Source organism: uncultured Lamprocystis sp. (assembly GCF_903933125.1).
Lineage (GTDB): Bacteria > Pseudomonadota > Gammaproteobacteria > Chromatiales > Chromatiaceae > Thiodictyon.
Window position 1 is genome coordinate 1 of record NZ_CAIZIZ010000254.1, and the last position, 18745, is coordinate 18745.

Below are 18745 nucleotides of genomic sequence, written 5' to 3' on the forward strand. Positions count from 1 at the left end.
GTCAGAGCAGCTTCACACCGGACCGTTACCAGTCCCGCATGTGCTCCTAGGCTACGACGGGAGAAACCGTCGGTTCTATCAGGCCGCCTCCTAGCGACTTCTTGTAGAACATTCACTTACGCGACTTCGTGTCGCACAACAATGATCAAGGCCCGGCGGGCTCATGGTTGGCTGGATAGAGTAGACGCGTACAACGAGGATATCTCAATGACAAGAACCGATGCGAATCTGAATCTTCAAGCGAGTTATGGCTCACCCAGTCAAGCGGGCTTCGGCAGCGCGGTGTTCTGTGACCGCGTGGCGCGAGCGGAAGACCTGGAAGCCGCGGCCCTGAAGTATTACCGCCATTTCGTTGGTGCGCACTGGGAGCAGTTCGGCGAGGAGGCCTGGATGTCAGGCTGGAAACAGATCTATGTGCGTCAAGCCGATGACCGGCGCAGCATTCTGACCGAGCTGCGGGGTATCACCGATCGGGAGGCGCGATCGTCGGTCGAGTTGTTGCTGGACAACATCGATGATGCCGCGGCCGGGCAGAAGGCGCTGTCAGCGGTCTACGACGACCCGACCTTGGAGAACCTGGAGGTGTATACCCTGGGTGACGGCGCGGCGATGTCGGGGTTGCTGATTGCCGGGCGAGATTGCAGCGGCGACGCGATTTTTCTGGTCTTTCTGCTGGATTGAGCGGCGGCCTTGTCAGGAGATTCCTGACGCTGATACCCTGGTATTGCCCGAACGCCGAACAGGCTTTACCATGGCGTGCCCTGATGGTCACCCAGGAATTTACTGCACTATGAGATCGCCTGCGCTGCTGTTGCTCTGTTGTCTCGTCGCGGCCTTGCCGGTTCTGGCCGCCGACGGCATTCGCACTGAACGGGTCCACTTCAAGGCCGGGTCGACGGGTGCCACGGTCACCGGCCGCCTGCACGGCGACCAGGACGTCGATTATCTGCTCGGGGCCAAGGCCGGGCAGCACATGAGTGTGCAGTTGCACTCGGATAACCCTCAGAACTATTTCAATATCCTGCCGCCGGGGTCGGAGGAGGCGCTCTTTGTCGGCAGCACGTCCGGCGGCCGGTTCGATGGCACGCTGCCCGACACCGGTGACTACCGGATTCGGGTCTATCTGATGCGGGCCGCGGCGCGCCGCGGCGAACAGGCCAACTACAGCCTTAAGGTCCAAATCGGCGGCGGACGCCCGCAGTCGGCGGCCCCCAAGCCCGACTTCGCGGACGGTCTGGCCGGTGGACCCGACTTTTGGGAGGTCAGCGGTGTCGCCGCCGGAGACCAGCTCAACCTGCGGCGCGAGCCGTCGAGCAAGGCGGGGGTGATCGTCGCGATGCGCAACGGCACCGTGCTGCGCAATCACGGCTGCGAGATGCATGGCGGTCAGCGGTGGTGTCAGGTGTCCATGCGCGACGATCCCCAGCGTCGCGGGTGGGTGTCGGGGCATTATCTGCGTGAGTCGTCACAGTGACTTCGTGGTGCTGTTTTCAGGTTCACCGACTCAATCAACCGGACCCGAGGGCCGCTCATGTTCAAGGCGATCTCACGCAGTCTCCTGACCCCGCTGATCCTGGCCGGGCTCTATCTGATCCCGGTCAACCTGTTTTTGAATCTGCCGGCGGCCCAGGTGTGGCTGAACAGTCTGCAACCGGACGCACTGGCGCTGACCTGGGAGCGGGCCTGGTCCTGGTATCCGTTGCGGGTGGAGATACGCGGGCTCGCGGCGGATGGGCAGACCGCGGTTGAGCAATGGCAGGTGGATGCCGGCAGTGCCGGTGCTTCGGTTTCGCTGGTGCCTTTGCTGCGCGGCCAGATCCGCATCCATGACCTGGACCTCAATGATGTTCAGGTGCATCTGCGTCCGCGGCCGAAGTCGCGGCAGGACGACCCGGCACTGCGACCTTTCTACCCGGTGATCCGCCATCGTGATCCGACGGCCGTCGCCGCCGCGCCGCCGCCGGCCGGCGGGCCGCTGGTGCTGGCCGTGAAGAACCTGCGCCTCACCGGCGAAACACAAGCCTGGATCGGTCACATCCGCGCGACCCTCACCGGGACCCTGGGCGGCAGCTTCAGTCTGGATACCGGCACCGGACAAGTGGGGTTGGCCAATGCCGACCTTGATCTGCGGTTGCCGGCGTTGGCGATCGGCCCGGACCAGGATCTACTGCGGGACGCGGCGGTGCGCGGCCGGATCGAGGTGCAGCCCTTTGTCATGACCGCGCTCAATGGCCTGGACGCACTGCGGTTGCTGATGATCAATGCCGAGATCGACCTGCCGGCCGAACGCCTGCATGCTTTGAACCACCTGCTGCATCTGGACGGCCTCACGCTGGACGGCAGCGGGCGGCTGCACGGGCGGCTGCATCTGGAGCACGGCGACCTGCGCGGCGATACGGATCTCGTGCTCGACGCCGATCGGTTGCACACCGGGATCGGCCGGTTTGGCTTCGCTGGACATGGCACGGTGGAACTGCGGGTCGATCCGCAGGATGAGCAAGACCTGGTCGTGCGCTTCGCGACCGTGGAGGTGCAACTGGCCGAGGACGGGGCTGGGTCCAGGTCCGATCGTAAACCGGCGACGCTGGCGCCGGTCGCCGTGCAGCCGCTCTATCGCGGGCGCGATGTGTCGCTGACGTTGCACCTGGCCGCGCCGGACCGCAAGCAGGATGTCACCCGATTGATTATGGCGATCCCGGAATTCACGGTGCCTGATCTGTCCGTGTACCAGCGGTTCTTGCCGCCCCAGGCCGGTCTGGCGTTTCACGGGGGCCAGGGTCGGTTGTCCGGACGCGCCGAGGTGTCGCGCGACACGCTGCTGCTGGATCTGGCCCTGACGGCTGCCGGTGCGGATCTCGCTTACCATGAGCAGCGGCTGAGTGCCAATCTGGATCTGCGGCTGCGGATCGCCGGGCAGCCGCAGGCGGGAGAGAGCAGGGCACCGAACCATCGAACGAAACGGCGGGCCAAACCGACAGTGGTGTTGGACCTCAGCGGCACCCGCCTGAGTCTGGACGATGCCCGGCTCATCCTGCCGGATCAGGCCGAACCGCGTCCCTGGCAGGCCGCCCTCACCATTGCGGAGGGTCACTTCCAGTTACCGCTCACTGGTGCGGAACTGGCTCACGGCGCCATGCTGTCCTTGGCCGAGCGTAGCGCTCACCACGGAGTCGCCGCCGTTCTCCTGGAAATGGACGACGCGCGGTTGCGGGCACGGTTCGACGCGCCGCAACTCAACTGGATCGCGGCGCTGATCCACCACCCCATGGGTCTTGCCTTGCGCGGCAGCGGTGCGGTGGATGTTGACCTGCGAATGACGGACGGCCTGCTTGGCGCCGACAGCGCACTTGCGGTGAAGACTCAGGATCTTGGCATCGATCTCCTGGACCACGCGGCGACCGGCGCGGGTGAGGTCAAGCTAAAGGTCGAGCAGGGCGGTCGGCATCCGTTGCTGGCGCTGGATGCCCGGTTGGCGGACGCCCGGCTGGGGCCCGCGGATGCACAGCGCCCGGAGTTGGAACAGGCGCGCTTCGAACTCGCGGTGCGGGCGCGCAATCCGGATGCGCACGGCCGGGGCGCCATCACGACGATCGATCTGCGGGTGCCCACGGCACGGGTCAAGGACATGAGTGTCTATAACCCCTATCTCCCGCCGCAGAGTCCGTTGCGGTTCGTAGCCGGCGAGGCCGAGGTCAGTGCCGATCTGTCCCTGGCGCCCAATCAGGTCAAAGGGCAAGCGATCCTCAACGGCCAGCGGCTGCGGATGCAAGTGGCGGGCGAGGACATCACGACCGATCTGCGCCTGGATGTTCTGGTGCGCGACGGCGATGTCGGCAAGCGGCGCTTCAACATCGCCGGCAGCGCGCTGCGCCTGCACCGGGTGCAGGTGACCGGCAATGCGCAGACGCACCAGCAACCGGACTGGCATGCCCTGGTGCAGACTGAACGGGCCCAGGTGCAGTGGAGCCGGCCGCTCACGCTGGATCTGGCGGCGGACATCATGGTCGCCGACTCCCGTCCATTCGTTGCCGTGCTCGATCAGCAGCGCGGCAAGCATGATTGGATCGGCGAGTTGTTGACCGTCAAAGACTTGGCCGGCCGGGTCGAACTGGCCATCGACCAAGCGGGCACCCGGGTGCCGCATCTGCTGCTCGGCAGCCGCGAGATTGAGATCGGTGCCAAGGGCCGGGCCACCGCCGCTGGTCCGGAGGGTGTGGTCTACGCCCGTTTCCACAATCTGGCCGGGTTGCTCGAGCAGCAGGGTCAGACCCGGCACTTCGACGTGACCGACGCCCGCCGCCGATTCGATGCCTATGTGGCGGACGCGACACCCTTGGAGCAGTCCGCAGTCGAGCCCGGCCCGGTCAGTCATACCGCGGCCGGCGCTGCTAAAGCGTCGGCCGCTCCCGGCACCCATCCCGGTGCTCCGCACCATGCGGTTGCCCCCAAGGCGCCAAAGCAATCGGTAAACCCGTTTCTGGACAGCGATGGCTGATCCTCAGGCGATGTTGGCGCGTACAACATGGTATTTTACGTGGTCTTAATCGCTGGAAAATGGTGCCGTCACTCGTTAGCCTGCGCAGATAACGTGCTGTTCTCAGACCCTGAGCCCCGGCCTCATCCCGCCAACCAATCACTGTTTCCGAGACGGATTTTTGCACCATGACCGATATCCCCTCGCGCTCCACCCCGGATACGCACCAGCGGGGCGCCGACAAGGTTGCGCGCATTCCGATCAAGGTCGAGGCGGTTACAGAGGTGCTGCGTAAGCCCTCCTGGATCCGTGCCCAGGCACCGCTTGGCGAGGGCGTGACGCGGATCAAACGCATGCTGCGCGAGGCACAGCTTGCCACCGTGTGCGAGGAGGCCAACTGCCCGAATCTGGGCGAATGTTTCAACCACGGCACCGCCACCTTCATGATCCTCGGCGATGTCTGCACCCGCCGGTGTCCCTTCTGCGACGTGGCTCACGGTCGTCCCCAGCCGGTCGATCCGGCCGAGCCGGGGCACTTGGCGCAGTCGATCGCGGCCATGGGGCTGCGCTATGTGGTCATCACCTCGGTCGATCGGGACGACCTGCGCGACGGCGGCGCCGGACACTTCGCCGACTGTTTGCGCGCCGTGCGTGCCGGCTGCCCCGAGACCCTGCTGGAGGTCCTGGTGCCGGACTTTCGCGGCCGTCAGTCGGTCGCCCTGGATCAGTTTCAGGACGCGGCAGTCCCCGATGTGTTCAACCACAACCTGGAGACGGTGCCCCGACTCTATGCCCAGGCGCGCCCTGGGGCGGCCTATCAGGGCTCTCTGGATCTGCTCGCCGAATTCAAGTCGCGCCACGCCGCGGTGCCCACCAAGTCCGGCATCATGCTCGGGCTGGGCGAGGAATGCGACGAGGTGCTGGCGGTGATGGCGGATCTGCGGACCCACGGCTGCGACCTGCTGACCTTGGGACAATATCTCCAGCCGAGCCGCGACCATCTGCCGGTGCGGCGCTACTGGACGCCGGAACAGTTTGCTGCCTTGCGGCTGGCCGGCGAGGCCATGGGCTTCACCAATGTGGCGAGCGGCCCCATGGTCCGCTCGTCCTACCACGCGGACCGCCAGGCGCAGGGTCTGGTGGGCGCCTGAGTCCGGCGCCCAGTCTCCGATGCCCGACTGGCTCATGCTCGCGGTCGCCTTCCTGGTCTTCATGGGCCTGATCATCACGGTGCAGGCGGTGGATCGTCATGCCGCCGGGCGTTTCGGCTACCGGCCATTCGCCTTGACCAACCTGGCCTTCATGCTTATCCCCCACGGCCTGCTCGCCGCCTGGCTGATCACCTGGTGGTCGACCGGCCATCCGGCTGCGGATGCGGTCGTCGCGACGCGATCCGCGGCCCTGTGGGCGCCGGCCGTACTGGGGACCGCGATGGCGATCGGTCTGTTTCTGATCCTGTGGCGGCGCACCAGCGCCTGGATCGCGTTGTTCGCGGTTCCGGTGATGGCGGCGGGCGCCTCGGTGCTGCTGGTTTCGGGCCTTTTCGGCGAACTGGCGCGGGCCGGCGCGGGGCAGGATCACTGAACCTGCCGGCCGCGACGCACCCCGTGACATGAAAGTCCCCCGTGGGAGCGGCCTCCGGCCGCGATGCGGCTTCGCAGGGTAGCGCGGCGTCAGCGCACCGCGCCGTCCCATCGCGGCCGGAGGCCGCTCCCACAGGTGTTTAGCCTTACGTTTAGTGGTATTTTGATTGCCGGACAGCGCAGCCATCCGGTGACTGCCCGCAGGGCTGGAATTGCTGCCAACCTTCGTTCCACCTCAACGGGAGACCTGATGCCATGACGGCCTACAGTGCGATCAAGACTCTGCTCATGCCGCCAGGAATCATCATCCTGATGCTCCTGGCCGCCTTTTTTCTGGTCCGCGGTGTCCTGGGACGTGTGCTCCTGTTCGGCGCTGCGGCTGTGCTCGCGCTGATGAGCGTGCCGGTGGTGGCGATGCTGTTGATGGCGCCGCTGGAGCCCTATGCGCCGCTGGATGTTCGTGCGCCGCTGCCGTCGCAGCCTCAGGCGATCCTGGTGCTGGGCGCCGGGCTTTACCATGACGCGCCCGAATATCAGCGCGATACGGTCGATGGGTTCAGCTTGCAGCGGTCACGTTATGCCGCCTGGCTCCATCGCGCGACCGGTCTGCCGATCTATGTCAGCGGCGGCGTGGTCAAGGCTGACGCGCCGGTGGTGGGTGAGGCGATGGCGCGGGTGCTGCGTGAGGAGTTCCAGGTCCCGGTGGCCGGGGTCGAGAGCAACAGCCGGACCAGTTGGGAGAATGCGGCCTTTTCCAAGCCGATGTTGCAGCGGGCCGGGGTGTCGCGCGTGCTGCTGGTCAGCAGTGCCTGGCACCTGCCGCGGGCGGTGGAGGCCTTCGAGCAGGCCGGTGTCGCTGTCGTTCCGGCGCCGACCGGGTTCATCACCGGGCCGGGCTGGCAGGACACCCTGGTCCTGGCCGATTGGCTGCCGTCCGCGGCGGCCTTCAACATCAGCTATTACGCTGTCCACGAGCACTTGGGGCGGGTCTGGTACCAGGTGCGCCAATGGGTGTCCGGCGCGCCGCGTGCGGCGCCGGCGGCCGACTAGGGGGCGTTCCGATCGTTGTCGTTGTCGTTGTCGTTGTCGTTGTCGTTGTCGTTGTCGTAATCGGATAAGCGATTCAACTCGGGCATCAGCAGCCGCTTCGATCGGGTTTCGATTCGCCACGTGCGGCACTGACGCATCGGTGCGACAGCATCTTCGTGGGCATCGTAAACTCGATTACGACAACGACAACGACAACGGGGCCACGGGTCCTTCAGTCGAACCGCAATGGCGCCACCGTGCCCGCGGCGCGATAGGTCAGGTAATCGGCCAACACGGTCGCGTGATCGAAGGCGAGTTGCGCGGGCAGCGCGTCCAGCGCAAAGACCTGCACGGCGCGGGCGTCATCCAGGGCCGTGGGCTCGCCGCTGGCCTCGGCCACATAGACGGCGGTGACCGTGTGGCCGCGCGGGTCGCGAGCCGGGTGCGAATAGAGGCCGAGCAGGGCACGCAGCCGCACGTGCAGGCCGGTTTCCTCCAGGGCCTCGCGCACCGCGGCCTGTTCCAGCCGCTCGCCGCAGTCCACAAAACCGCCGGGGATGGCCCAGCCAGGCGGCGGGTTGAGACGCTCGATCAACACGATCGGACGGCCGGGACGGTCGATCAGTTCGATGATGGCGTCCGCGGTCACCAAGGGTGTCACAGGGACTGGCATAGTGATGGCCTCCGGCAGTTGTTGGTCAGTCAGTCCCGCGCCGCGGGACATGGTCGTTGTAGCGTTCCATGAGATAGCCCAGACAGTCCTGGCGGATCACTGTCAGGTCGCGGGTGAGCATGGCGGGCATCACCGGGCGGCGTAGCTTGATCTCCCCGTCCTCGAGTTGAAAAAAGCGCTTGGCCACGTCGTTGCCGTCCTCGTCGTGCACCACGAAGCCGAGCCCGCGGTCGCTGGTGCGCAGGCTGGCGAAGGGGGTTCCGCGGGGCAGTTCCCGGAAGTTGAAGTGTTCGATCTCCGGATTGAGCACCAGTTCGGCCTCGGTCGGCGGCAGGCCGATGCTCAGCTCGGGCGGCACCGTCACCTGCGCGACACTGTGGAACAGGTCGATGTCATGGGCTGCCACCGGGTGGTTCGGTACCTCCAGCAGATGCAGGGCGGCATCGACCAGGGTGCGGGCGTGCGCGACGCCCGCGGCCTCGCCGACCTTGCCGCATTCCAGCGTGACCGCCGGGCCGAGGTCCGCGAAGGCCGCGGACTGAGTCCCGATGGGGCGGGTGAAGTAGACCACGGTCCGTCCGAACAGAGTGGCGAGGTGCAGTGAGCGGTGATCCAGACGGTCGACGCAGGCGTAATGCGGGTTGGCGCCGGTGTTATTGTGCAGGTCGATACTGGCAAAGATACCGCGGCGGGTCATGCGCTCGAAGACTGCCGTCATCACCTCATGCTCGGGTGTCAGCGGGTGATCCCCCCCAGGCCAGACCCGGTTGTAATCGGGTTGATCCGGCAGGTGGCGGGCGCCGCTGGCCGCCGCGGCGACATTGCCGATGAACAGGCTCAGGGCGCGCGGCAGACGCGGCTCACCGAAGCGCGCGATGCGCTCAGCGAGCAGGGCGCGCATCGCGTCCCAGCCGACCGTCTCGTTGCCGTGCAGTAGCACCGACACGAAGAGCGGCGGCTGCCGGGTTCCCGACAGATGAATCAGCGTCGGCGCACCGAGCCGGCGGTGCAGGTCGCGGCTGTCGGCCCCGAGCAGGTCGGCGGGAAGGTGATCGAGTTCTTGCAGCATGTGGATCCGATTCCAGGTTCGTTGAATGGCGCGGCCCGGCGGTCTAGTCCAGGGTCCAGGTGTGCACCGGCCGGCCAGCCCGCTGGCGCTCCAGATAGGCCGCGACCAACCCGCGCATGTCCGCGCCGTGGCGTTCCACCCAGGCGCGTTGCCAGTGGGCGCCGGTGCGCGGTCGCTCCAGCCGGGCGTCGATGATACCGAGCCAGTGGTCGATTTCGCAGCGGTCGGCGCCGGCCGCGGCGAGCCCGCACCGCGCCCGCGGCAGCAGATCCTGTGCCAGGATATCCGAAACCGGGAGGTCATGGCCGTCCAGTCTGAACCGCGCATCAACTGGTTTCCGGCCAGACCCGATTCAGCAGCACCACCAGCTCGGCGTCGCCGCGCCCGGTCAGGGCGTCGGCCAGCCGCCGCCGCAACCGCTGATTGCCGCGATAGACGGTCAGATCCTTGACCAGCCGTTCGCTGATCCGCCGCTCGCCATCCGCCACCAGTAACAGCAGCCAGTCGAAAGCCTGATCGCTGCGATGCAGTAGCGCGCCCTTGAGCAGAACCTGCTCCGCGGCGCCTTTGTAGGGCGCGGCATCCCAGCGGGTACGCAATTCAACGAGCGCCGCGGGGACTCTGGATTCGCCCAATGCCAGGGCCGCCGCGTCGCGCAGGATGGGGTCGCCGCGGTCCAGAAAGCTGCCGACGAAGCGGGCAGTCGCCTCCGGGTCCAGGCGCAGCAGTGCCAGCAGGCAGGCACCCGTGACCTCGGGTTCACCATCGCCGGCCTGCGCCTTGGTGCGCAGGACCGATTCAGCCGCGATGGGCTCGCAGCAGGCGATGGCGTCCATGACGCCGGCGCGCACCCGCGGTTCGGGATCGACCAATAGCCGCGTGAGTTCGGGTAAGGCGCGGGCGTAGGCCGTCGCGGCCAGACCCATGGCGGCGGTGACACGCAGATCCACCGCGGTATCCTGGCTGCCGCCCCAGGTCGGTTCCAGTTGGCGGTAGCGGATCCCGGTGAGGAAGAAGGTCACATCGACGCAGTCCAGTGCGACCAGGGCGCGGGTGATGGCGCCCTTGGCGGTGCATTGGGGGTCCTGAGTGTGGCTGCGAGCGGCGAGTCGGCGGAAAGCGGCGATCAGGTCCGCCTCCAGTGGATAGATGAGCTGGTCGCCCGCGTGTCCGGCCGCGAGCGCGACCAGCCGGTAGTTGGGATCGGCAAGCGCGGTACGCAGCGCCGCGACCGGCGCGGTACCGGCGGCGATGGTCTCCCGCAACTCGGCAAGGCCGGTCTCGGGGGCAATGGTGCGGCGTTTCGGCATCGCTTGATCGGGGGTATTGTTGAGTAACGAGTGAAGAACAGGTGAAACACAACGAGAAAGACACGTGAGTTCCTAAGCACCCGCCGCCAGCCGGCGGATGCGTGCGGTCAGGGGTTCATCGACGATCAGCTCGAAATAATGCCGTCGGTCCGGGTCCACCGGTCCCAGCGCGTCACCGTACCAGTCGTGGACCGGGGCATGGCGCAGCACGATCCAATGGACGCGCCCGCCGCTATCCCGGTGGTTGCCGATGAAAAACAGGCTTTCCGAGGCCTCGTGCTCGGGCAGGCGCAACTGAGTCATCGGCAGTTCCTCCTGGAGCCTGAGGAAGGCGGTCTCATCGAGTTTGACACCATTGACGTTGTAGTTGAGTAAGTCGCGCCCTGGGCCGGCGCGTTCGCCGCCGATCGCGTCACGCAAGACCGTGACCCGGAATGCGGGATTGGTCGGCTGGAAGCCGGAGCGCAGCAGCAGCCCGGAGCAGGACGACAGTCGGTCCGCCTGATTGATGGCGCTGGAGATCATGATCGGCCGGCCCTCGTCATAGAGGAAGTTGGGCTCGCGTCGCGAAAACGACAGACCGAGCCCCAGTTCCAATGCGGGCAGATCGTTCTGGCGATTGCGGACATTCTGCAGGGTCACGACCTGAAGAATCTTGCGTGCCAGGCGGCAGGCCCGAGTGACCGTCAGGCTGGGGCCGTCGTCCTGGTATTCATAGAGCGCGACGATGACCGCGTCACCCTCCACGAACAACTTGTCCGCGCCGAACTCGGGCAGCAACTGATTGACCGGATCGAACAGGCTCAGGCTGAAATGGGATGCGGGGTTGAGTCCGCGGGCGCGCAATTCCTCGGTGATCAGGGTGGAGCCGCGCACATCGGCCTTGAGCACCGCGTGGGCGCGGATGCGCCGGGTTCGCGGACCGCCTTCACCGCGGCAGGGGAATTCGTAGAGGCTGCCGTTCGAGCGCGACAGACGGCACTCGTCCTCGTCCTCCATCAGGTGGATGCCGTCCAGCACTTCAAAGGTCTTATAAGCGAGTTTGAGATCCCGCCGCAGGGTCAGGAAGTCGACGAGATAGCGGCCCAGCAGTGCTTGCCGCTGTCCGGGTGTCTGGCGCTTGCGGGCGATCTGCAGGCGTTCGAGCAACTGATGAACGGCGAGCGGGTCCGGACCGCCGCGCAGCGTGGCAAGCCGTTGCGCCAGGGCGCGGCGGCTGAGTCGCTCTTTTGTATAGTCCATCACGAGAGCGAAGGGCAGGGGGTAACCCAGTTGGCGGCGCAGCGCGGGCAGAGCATAGGTGCACTCGATGGCACCGCCTAACCCGGCAACATCCAGGCTGGCGACGAGTTGCCCGACCAGGTCGCGTTGAAAGAGGTCCCAGTCGGGATACTGCCAGCGGGCGGCGGTGCCCTGCGCGCGGCCCTCGCCGCCCTCATTGGCAGCTGGCCCGGCGTCGAGAAAGAGCCGCAGATTGGCCGGCTCATCAAGCCAGGTGGTCAGTCCTTGACGGTATTCCACCCGTGGGACGAACCCGGCGAGCAGGATCTCGGTGGCGACGAAGCCGCGTAGTTGGCCCTGATCGCGACGCCCCAGGGCCGACGGTTGACTGACTGGGGGTTCGGGCTGCGCGGCGCCGGTCAGCCAGGTCGGCAGATAGTCGGCGAAGGTCGTGATCAGGCACGCCGCGGTCCGCGTCAGCCAGTCGTCGATGCCGGACTCGGCCATCCAGCCGATCGGATAATCGGCGGCAAGGGCCAGTCCGGCCCCCGCATCGGAGATGAGCAGGATCGGGTTGAAGAGGATGCTCTCGGGTACCGGCCAATGTTTGCCGAGCACCGCGGCGCGTAGGGCCTGGACCTGGACGGTCTCGAACTTACGGATTTGGCGAAACAGCAACTGCGCCACCCGGCGCTGAATGCCCTGCGCCTGGCGGGTCACCAGGATCAGTTGTTCGTGCAATCCAATCCGGTCCGCTGCCGCTCCGTCCGGTTCGGACTGAAGCTGCGCCTTGAGGGCCTCCTGGAGAGCCAGGGGTTCGCGCGCCGTCAGTTGCAGCAGAAATTTGAGTAAGGCGAATTGGAGCAGCACTACCTGGTCGCGCGAGTCCTTGTCGGGGCGGCGCTCCAGCGCCGATTCGAACAGACAGAGGTAGGTGTCGCGCAGGGTCGCCAGATCGTCGCTGCCGACCAACTGTTCGGGGATGCGCCGTGACAGGCTGAGGGCGTCTTCGCGGACCAACTCGCGAACGGTCGCGACGGCCTGGTCGCGGAAGCGTGCACTGAGCAGGCAGTCGATGTGCGCGTTGTCAATGCCCTTGCCGCAGGAGTCCAATGAGATACTCCACGGGTAAGGCCGAACCAGTGGCTCAGAGAACTCCGCAAGACTTGGGCGCCAATGCATGTTTTTCGTGTTGTGTGTCAACGGCCGGTGGGGTTGCGGGTCGACCGGCGGCGGGTGCTTAGGTTCCCAACATTCGGCGTGCGCAACGGCCGATCACCCGGCGCCGGTGCCCGGCGGTGCCGGCTGCGGGGTCTGCTAGACTGCGCGCGTCCACCCGCACATCGAGCCCGCGGGTCCGAAGCGGATCATACGCGCTCATTCATCGGGCGGTCACCGGATTGCCGGGGACCGCCGCCCCGTCACCAGTGGTGTCACGTCCCATGTCAGGTCCAATTACCCACGGATTCACTGGAAGAGGCTTGGCGTCCGCGAGCCTCCAGTTGTCAGCCAACAGCGGTCGCGATGAAGTCGACCTGGTCGGCCTCGGCGGTTCAGGCGGCGCCGAGGGCACCGAGGGTGACGGCGATGCAGGGCTGCCGCGAACTCGCAGCGGCCGACGGCGACCGCGCCGCGTCGTCGCTTTGCTCCTGATTTTGCTCCTGCCGTGGGGGTCCGTGATGGGGGCTGAGGGGAGTGCCGGCCGGGAGGCGATGGCGGATGCCATGTCCCGCATGATGGAGGCCATGGGTCTGATGGGCGCCGGTGGTGAGGCCGCCCGGGCGATGACCAATGGGGGCGTGCCGGGGATGCCGATGGACCAAGCCGGTGAGGTGGGCCGACAGATGCTGGAGGGGATGGCCCCGGGTGGCGCGGGTGCGGGCCGAATGCCGTGGACCGGTGCGGCATTCGGGGGTGTCTGGGAGTCCGCCGGGGGCGGACTGCTGATCGTCGAGGGCGGCAATTACCGACTCTATGCCCCGAACTGGGCCTTCGTGGACGGCACCCTTCAGGTCACCGGCGATCGGGTGCGGATGGTCAGTCGTCGCGCCGGTGTTAGTCTGGAGTTCGAGTTTGCATTGGACCAGGGGCGGCTGGCCCTGCGCGATGCGCAGGGTCAGGTGTTTCTCTACCGCCGGCTGGTGCTGGACGGCGGGGGTTAGGTGACTTCCGGGAAAAAGATGTACCAACATGTAGGGGCGACTTTAGTCGCCCCTACCGCCCCCTGCGGACCCGCGAGCGCCTCCGGTTTTGTTATTGCTTTGAAGAACCTTGGCGTCTTGGCGTGACCCATTCCGGGCCTGAGCCAAGCCGGTGTGGCGGATGTGCCCGCTTGGGCGTCGTTCGCCACCAGTGTCTCTTCCTCACCTCAGCCGACCGTCAGGTCAAGGCCAGTCGCACCGCGACCAGCAGCAGAAAGCAGCCGAAGGCGCGCTTGAGCAGCCCCACCGGCAGGCGGTGGGCAAGGCGCACGCCCAGGGGCGCGGCCGGCATGCTGGCGACGAGCATGAGCAGCACCGCCGGCCAATAGACGAAGCCGGTACTGAATGCCGGCAGCCCGTCGCGCGCCCAGCCGACCACCACGAAGCCGATGGCCCCCGCCACGGCAATGGGCAGCCCGCAGGCGGCGGAGGTCCCGACGGCCTGGCGCATCGCCACCCCGCAGCGGGCGAGAAAGGGCACGCTGATGGTCCCCCCACCGATGCCCACCAGCGCGGACAAGGCGCCGATGCCGCCCCCGACCGCCCACAATCCCGCCTTGGTCGGGAGCGGCCGCTGGGATGCCGCGCGCGAGGGGACTAGCATCCGCAGACTCACGTAGAGGAGGAAGGCGGCAAACAGGCGTTTGAGCCAGAGCTCCGGCATGACTCCGGCAATTGCCGCCCCCGCCCAAGCCCCGAGTACGATCCCCGGCGCCAGTCCGGCCACCAGATCCCAGCGCACCCCGCCGCGACGATGGTGGGCCAGGGCCGAGGCCGCGCCGGTACCGACGATGGTCGCGAGCGAGGTCCCGACCGCCAGATGCGGCACCCAGTCGCCGCCGATCCCGAGATGGCCGAACAGGAACATCAGGGCGGGCACCATGATCACGCCGCCGCCGACGCCGAACAGGCCGGCGAGGAGTCCGGAGAGCACGCCGGTGAGGAGGAATCCGGTCAGGTCGAACAGTGGCATGATGGCAGGGCTGAGTAATGCGTGGATCGTTTGATGGAAATCGCCTTTGGGTGATCGCCGGGAATGAAGATCCCGTCTGGGTAAGCCTCCAAGATCCCTAGGGCCGTAGGGGCGACTTCAGTCGCCCCTAAAAAATTCGCTGTCATCCTTATCCGAGGGTCACCCTAGAGCCGATCACTCAAGTCGCGCATGGAAAACCCGCGCCAAGGTCCGGCGACACCGCGGGCCAGCCCCAAAACCTTAAAGCGCTCCCCCATGGCACTGGGCAGCAGGAGCTGTTTGGCTGCCTGGGCCTGATTCAGCGAGTGCTCGATGGCGCCTGACTCGATCGTCAGGAAGCGGTCGATGCCGCAGCCGATCAGGAACTGGGCCTGGGTGGCGAAGCCGGCGATCGTGAACCCGGCGTCCAGCCCGGCCCGGGCGACGGCACTGAAATCGACATGGGCCGTGATGTCCTGCAGCCCGAGATGCTGGTAGGGGTCGCCGTGGGCCTGGTGGCGCCAGTGGCACATCAGAGTACCCATGGTGCGGTCGGGTTGGTAGTAGGCCGCCGCCGGGTAGCCGTAGTCGATCAACAGGACCAGACCCGCGGTCAGGGCGTCGCCGACCGCGGCGAGCCAGGGGCCGGCCCGCAGATTGATCTCGGAGCTGTAGCCGGGCGTGCGGGCGAAACCGGCGTCCTGGATGGCCGCGAGTGCGGCGGCCAGCCCGATGGAGCGGATGGGGGCCGCAATCTCGCTCAAGGTGCCGTCGCGCTCGGTGACGAAGATCTCGAGCGGTTCGCCGTCCGGCCCGATGCGGAAGCGGTGGACCGGCATCGCGTCCAGCACCTCGTTGGCCAGCACCAGGCCCCGCAGGTCGACCGGCAGTCCGGTCAGCCAGCGGCAGCGTTCGACCAGGTGTGGAACCGCGTTGCTGAGCCGTTCCTGTTGACGCGCCTGGAGATCCGGGCTTGGCTCCAGGATCAGATAGCGGTCGGGGAGGGCGCCGAGTTGTTCCAATCGGGTCAGCACCGCGACGGCCAGGGCACCGCTCCCGGCACCGAATTCCAGCAGGTCCCCCCCTTGTAGCCGCTGCAGGGACTCGGCACACTGGACGGCGACGCAGTCGCCGAACAGCGGCGAGAGTTCCGGGGCCGTGACGAAATCCCCGGCGGCGCCGAACTTGGCGGCGCCCGCCACGTAGTAGCCGAGGCCGGGGGCATAGAGCGCCCGCTCCATGAATTGGTCAAAGGGCAGCAGGCCGTCGGCGTCGACGATCGCGGCGCGGATCCGTTCGCGCAGGCAGGCGCTGTGCCGTTCGGCATCGGTGTCGGTACCTTGGGACCGAGAATGGGTCGAGTGCTGGTGCATGGTGCGCGGCGTCGGTCGGGATCGTTCAGCCGCCGATTAGACCCGGCTTGCGGGGTGCAGCGCAAACCCGGACAACGCTGGGCTTTGCGCGGCACCCAGCGGCCCTTACCATTGGGGGCTTGGTCAGCCGACCGCCGTGCGTCGCCGGCTGTTCGGGTGGATCTTTGGGGTCAGGATGCGTCCGTGCCGGGCACTCAGGGTCATTGGGGGTAGCGTCCGGGCCTGAAATACCGCGCTGCGGCGGGCGGCAGGGGGCCGCACCCTGGTATCCGGGTGCTGTGCCCCGCCATTTCGGCGCATCCGGTGATGCAGAAAAGTGACCTAACCTTATGTATATAAATAATTATCTAAAATTTACAAATTTTTGGAAACAATTCTTCGTATTTAGTTCTTCACTAGGGGGCAACCTCTGCGACAATAGTCCCCGAGATTACGCGCGGGCTGCAGACCCGTATCCCCAAAACCACCAAGCGAGAGAGGTTCAGCAGAGCCATGTCAGCAGATAGCAAAAAACGCGTATTCGCTTTCGAGGAAGGTGACGGCAAGAACAAGCACCTCCTCGGCGGCAAGGGCGCCAACCTGTGCGAGATGACCCAGATCGGGCTCAACGTGCCGCCGGGCTTCGTGCTCTCCACCGAAGCTTGTTTGGACTTCCTGGCCTCGCCGACCAAGGATCTGCCCCCGGGGCTGTGGGACGAAGTTCAGACCCAGATGACCGCCTTGGAGAAGAAGACCAAGAAGGGCTTCGGCAGCGCCGAAGAGCCGTTGTTGGTCTCGGTGCGTTCCGGCTCGGCGATGTCCATGCCTGGCATGATGGATACCATCCTCAACCTGGGTCTCAACGCCAAGACGCTGCAGGGCGTGATCAAGGCCACCGGTGACGAGCGCTTCGCGTACGACGCCTACCGCCGCTTCATCCAGTTGTTCGGTAAGATCGCGCTGAACGTGGACGACACCTTCTTCGACAAGCAGTTCGAAATGGTCAAGAAGGCGGCGGGCGTCAAAGAAGACGTGGCGCTGTCCGCGAGCGACCTGAAGGATACCGCCGAGCGCTTCCTGCGCGTGGTGCAGGAGCAGACCGGCCGGCCCTTCCCGGAGGACCCCTACGAACAGCTCCTGATCGCCATCAAGGCCGTGTTCGGCTCCTGGGGCGGCAAGCGCGCGGTCGACTACCGCCGTCAGTTCAACATCACCCCGGCGATGGCCAACGGCACCGCGGTCAACATCTGCACCATGGTGTTCGGTAACCGCGGCGACGACTCCGGCACCGGCGTGGGCTTCACCCGCGACCCCGGCACCGGCGAGAACCTGCTGTACGGCGAGTATCTGGTCAACGCCCAAGGCGAGGACGTGGTCGCGGGTATCCGTACCCCCAAGCCGCTGGTCTCCCTCAAGGCCGACATGCCCGAGATGGCCAAGCAGCTCGACGCGCTGCGCGACCGTCTGGAGGGCCACTACAAGGAAGTGCAGGACTTCGAATTCACCATCGAGCGCGGCATCCTGTATTGCCTGCAGACCCGCAACGGCAAGATGAATGCCGTGGCCCAGGTGCGTACTTCGGTCGAGATGGTCAAGGAAGGGATCATCACCAAGGCCCAGGCCCTGCTGCGCGTCGCCCCGGACAGCCTGGAGCAGATGCTGTTCCCGCGCCTGGACCCCAAGGCCAAGGCGACCCCCGTCGCCTCCGGTCTGCCGGCTTCGCCCGGTGCCGCCTCCGGCATCGCGGTGTTCGACGCCGACCGTGCCGAAATGCTCGGCAAGGAGCAGGGGTTCAAGGTCATCCTGGTGCGTGAAGAGACCAAGCCGGAAGACATCCACGGCTTCTTCGCCTCCGAAGGCATCCTGACCTCGCGCGGCGGCAAGACCTCGCACGCGGCGGTGGTGGCCCGCGGCATGGGCAAGTGCTGCGTCGCCGGTGCCGAGGGCATCCACGTCGACGTGGACAAGCGCATCGCCATCGTCGGCGACACGAGCTTCAAGGAAGGCGACATGATCACCCTGGACGGAACCTCCGGTAAGGTCTATCTGGGCGAGATCCCGACGGTGGAGCCCGAGTTCACCGACGAACTGGTCACCCTGTTGAGCTGGGCCGACGAAGTGGCGCGGATCAAGGTCATGGCCAACTCGGACACCCCGGTCGACGCCAAGCGCGCGCTGAAGTACGGCGCCGTCGGCATCGGCCTGGCGCGCACCGAGCGCATGTTCAATGACCCGGCGCGGTTGCCGATCGTCATCGACATGATCGTTGCCGACACCAAGGAAGAGCGTCAGGAAGCGCTTGACCGGCTGCTGCCCCTGCAGCAGCAGGACTTCAAGTCCCTGTTCGAGGTGATGGCTCCCTACCCGGTGGTGATTCGTCTGCTTGACCCGCCGATTCACGAGTTCCTGCCCAACGAAAACACCCTGGTCCGCGAGATCACCGAGCTGCAGCAACTCGCCAAGAACGCCCATGGCCTGACCGCCCTGGGTGCGGCGATGACCCTGATGCAGGCCCCGGACAAGGTCCGCGCCGACGTCGACGGGCTGCGCCGCCAGCTCGACCCGATGCTGGTGGAGTCGGTCATCGTCAAGAAGGAGCGGATGCTGCGCAAGGTGCGCGCGCTGTTCGAGACCAACCCCATGCTCGGCCATCGCGGCGTGCGCTTGGGCATCAGCTTCCCCGAGATCTACCAGATGCAGATCCGGGCGATCCTCGAAGCTGCTGCCGAGTGCCAGGCCGCCGGCGTCGAAGTCCACCCCAAGATCAAGGTACCCCAGGTCTGTACGGCCCAGGAGCTCAAGATCGTCAAGAAGTGGGTCGACGCCATCCATGACGAGATCAAGGCCCGCACCGGCAAGCCGGTGAAGTTCCAGTTCGGCA

14 protein-coding genes are annotated in these 18745 nt (G+C 66.4%); 8 read left to right on the forward strand and 6 right to left on the reverse strand.

The window, feature by feature from the left end; all coding sequences use genetic code 11:
• Positions 1-207: 207 nt before the first annotated feature.
• From QZY03_RS12690 to QZY03_RS12715, 6 genes are all read left to right on the forward strand, one after another.
• On the forward strand, positions 208-681 hold the full coding sequence (locus QZY03_RS12690; protein ID WP_295581544.1) for a hypothetical protein: 474 nt from the start codon (positions 208-210) through the stop codon (positions 679-681).
• A 109-nt stretch (positions 682-790) separates the two neighbouring features.
• The gene (locus tag QZY03_RS12695) at positions 791-1474 is read left to right on the forward strand and encodes an SH3 domain-containing protein (protein WP_295581546.1); all 684 of its coding nucleotides are present in this window, start codon (positions 791-793) and stop codon (positions 1472-1474) included.
• 57 nt (positions 1475-1531) lie between these two features.
• A complete protein-coding gene (locus QZY03_RS12700) occupies positions 1532-4495 on the forward strand; it encodes a hypothetical protein (protein ID WP_295581548.1) in 2964 nt (987 codons plus the stop codon).
• A gap of 167 nt (positions 4496-4662) precedes the next feature.
• Positions 4663-5625 (forward strand): lipoyl synthase, encoded by a 963-nt coding sequence (lipA, locus tag QZY03_RS12705; RefSeq protein ID WP_295581550.1) that lies wholly within the window; start codon positions 4663-4665, stop codon positions 5623-5625.
• A gap of 19 nt (positions 5626-5644) precedes the next feature.
• A complete protein-coding gene (locus QZY03_RS12710; RefSeq protein WP_295581552.1) occupies positions 5645-6058 on the forward strand; it encodes a hypothetical protein in 414 nt (137 codons plus the stop codon).
• Positions 6059-6312: 254 nt separating this feature from the next.
• Positions 6313-7107, forward strand: a complete 795-nt coding sequence (locus tag QZY03_RS12715; protein ID WP_295581554.1) for a YdcF family protein — start codon at positions 6313-6315, stop codon at positions 7105-7107.
• A 211-nt stretch (positions 7108-7318) separates the two neighbouring features.
• Here QZY03_RS12715 and QZY03_RS12720 read toward each other — a convergent pair whose 3' ends face one another.
• The 4 genes from QZY03_RS12720 to QZY03_RS12735 all read right to left on the reverse strand — a co-directional run bounded on the left by QZY03_RS12720 (position 7319) and on the right by QZY03_RS12735 (position 12472).
• Complete coding sequence (locus QZY03_RS12720; protein ID WP_295581556.1) at positions 7319-7759, reverse strand: NUDIX hydrolase; 441 nt, start codon at positions 7757-7759, stop codon at positions 7319-7321.
• A gap of 25 nt (positions 7760-7784) precedes the next feature.
• On the reverse strand, positions 7785-8828 hold the full coding sequence (locus QZY03_RS12725; protein WP_295581557.1) for a M14 family metallopeptidase: 1044 nt from the start codon (positions 8826-8828) through the stop codon (positions 7785-7787).
• Positions 8829-9154: 326 nt separating this feature from the next.
• On the reverse strand, positions 9155-10138 hold the full coding sequence (locus tag QZY03_RS12730) for a hypothetical protein (protein ID WP_295581558.1): 984 nt from the start codon (positions 10136-10138) through the stop codon (positions 9155-9157).
• Positions 10139-10210: 72 nt separating this feature from the next.
• Entirely contained in the window at positions 10211-12472 is a 2262-nt protein-coding gene (locus tag QZY03_RS12735; RefSeq protein ID WP_295581560.1) for a hypothetical protein, read from the reverse strand.
• A gap of 389 nt (positions 12473-12861) precedes the next feature.
• Between QZY03_RS12735 and QZY03_RS12740 the strand changes: the two genes are divergently transcribed.
• On the forward strand, positions 12862-13521 hold the full coding sequence (locus QZY03_RS12740) for a hypothetical protein (protein WP_295581562.1): 660 nt from the start codon (positions 12862-12864) through the stop codon (positions 13519-13521).
• A gap of 217 nt (positions 13522-13738) precedes the next feature.
• Here QZY03_RS12740 and QZY03_RS12745 read toward each other — a convergent pair whose 3' ends face one another.
• Both QZY03_RS12745 and QZY03_RS12750 read right to left on the reverse strand, forming a co-directional pair.
• The gene (locus QZY03_RS12745) at positions 13739-14533 is read right to left on the reverse strand and encodes a sulfite exporter TauE/SafE family protein (RefSeq protein ID WP_295581564.1); all 795 of its coding nucleotides are present in this window, start codon (positions 14531-14533) and stop codon (positions 13739-13741) included.
• A 164-nt stretch (positions 14534-14697) separates the two neighbouring features.
• A complete protein-coding gene (locus QZY03_RS12750; protein WP_295581566.1) occupies positions 14698-15885 on the reverse strand; it encodes an SAM-dependent methyltransferase in 1188 nt (395 codons plus the stop codon).
• Positions 15886-16377: 492 nt separating this feature from the next.
• On the opposite strand from QZY03_RS12750, the gene ppdK reads away from it, so the two are divergent.
• On the forward strand, positions 16378-18745 hold a 2368-nt coding region (gene ppdK, locus QZY03_RS12755), incomplete at its 3' end, for a pyruvate, phosphate dikinase (protein WP_295581568.1).

Coding starts and splice junctions, on each gene's coding strand:
- QZY03_RS12725 (WP_295581557.1), bottom strand. CDS start 8,828: ATGCTGCAAGAACTCGATCACCTTCCCGCCGACCTGCTCGGGGCCGAC.
- QZY03_RS12745 (WP_295581564.1), bottom strand. CDS start 14,533: ATGCCACTGTTCGACCTGACCGGATTCCTCCTCACCGGCGTGCTCTCC.
- QZY03_RS12730 (WP_295581558.1), bottom strand. CDS start 10,138: ATGCCGAAACGCCGCACCATTGCCCCCGAGACCGGCCTTGCCGAGTTG.
- QZY03_RS12700 (WP_295581548.1), top strand. CDS start 1,532: ATGTTCAAGGCGATCTCACGCAGTCTCCTGACCCCGCTGATCCTGGCC.
- QZY03_RS12720 (WP_295581556.1), bottom strand. CDS start 7,759: ATGCCAGTCCCTGTGACACCCTTGGTGACCGCGGACGCCATCATCGAA.
- QZY03_RS12710 (WP_295581552.1), top strand. CDS start 5,645: ATGCCCGACTGGCTCATGCTCGCGGTCGCCTTCCTGGTCTTCATGGGC.
- lipA (WP_295581550.1), top strand. CDS start 4,663: ATGACCGATATCCCCTCGCGCTCCACCCCGGATACGCACCAGCGGGGC.
- QZY03_RS12715 (WP_295581554.1), top strand. CDS start 6,313: ATGACGGCCTACAGTGCGATCAAGACTCTGCTCATGCCGCCAGGAATC.
- QZY03_RS12750 (WP_295581566.1), bottom strand. CDS start 15,885: ATGCACCAGCACTCGACCCATTCTCGGTCCCAAGGTACCGACACCGAT.
- QZY03_RS12695 (WP_295581546.1), top strand. CDS start 791: ATGAGATCGCCTGCGCTGCTGTTGCTCTGTTGTCTCGTCGCGGCCTTG.
- QZY03_RS12690 (WP_295581544.1), top strand. CDS start 208: ATGACAAGAACCGATGCGAATCTGAATCTTCAAGCGAGTTATGGCTCA.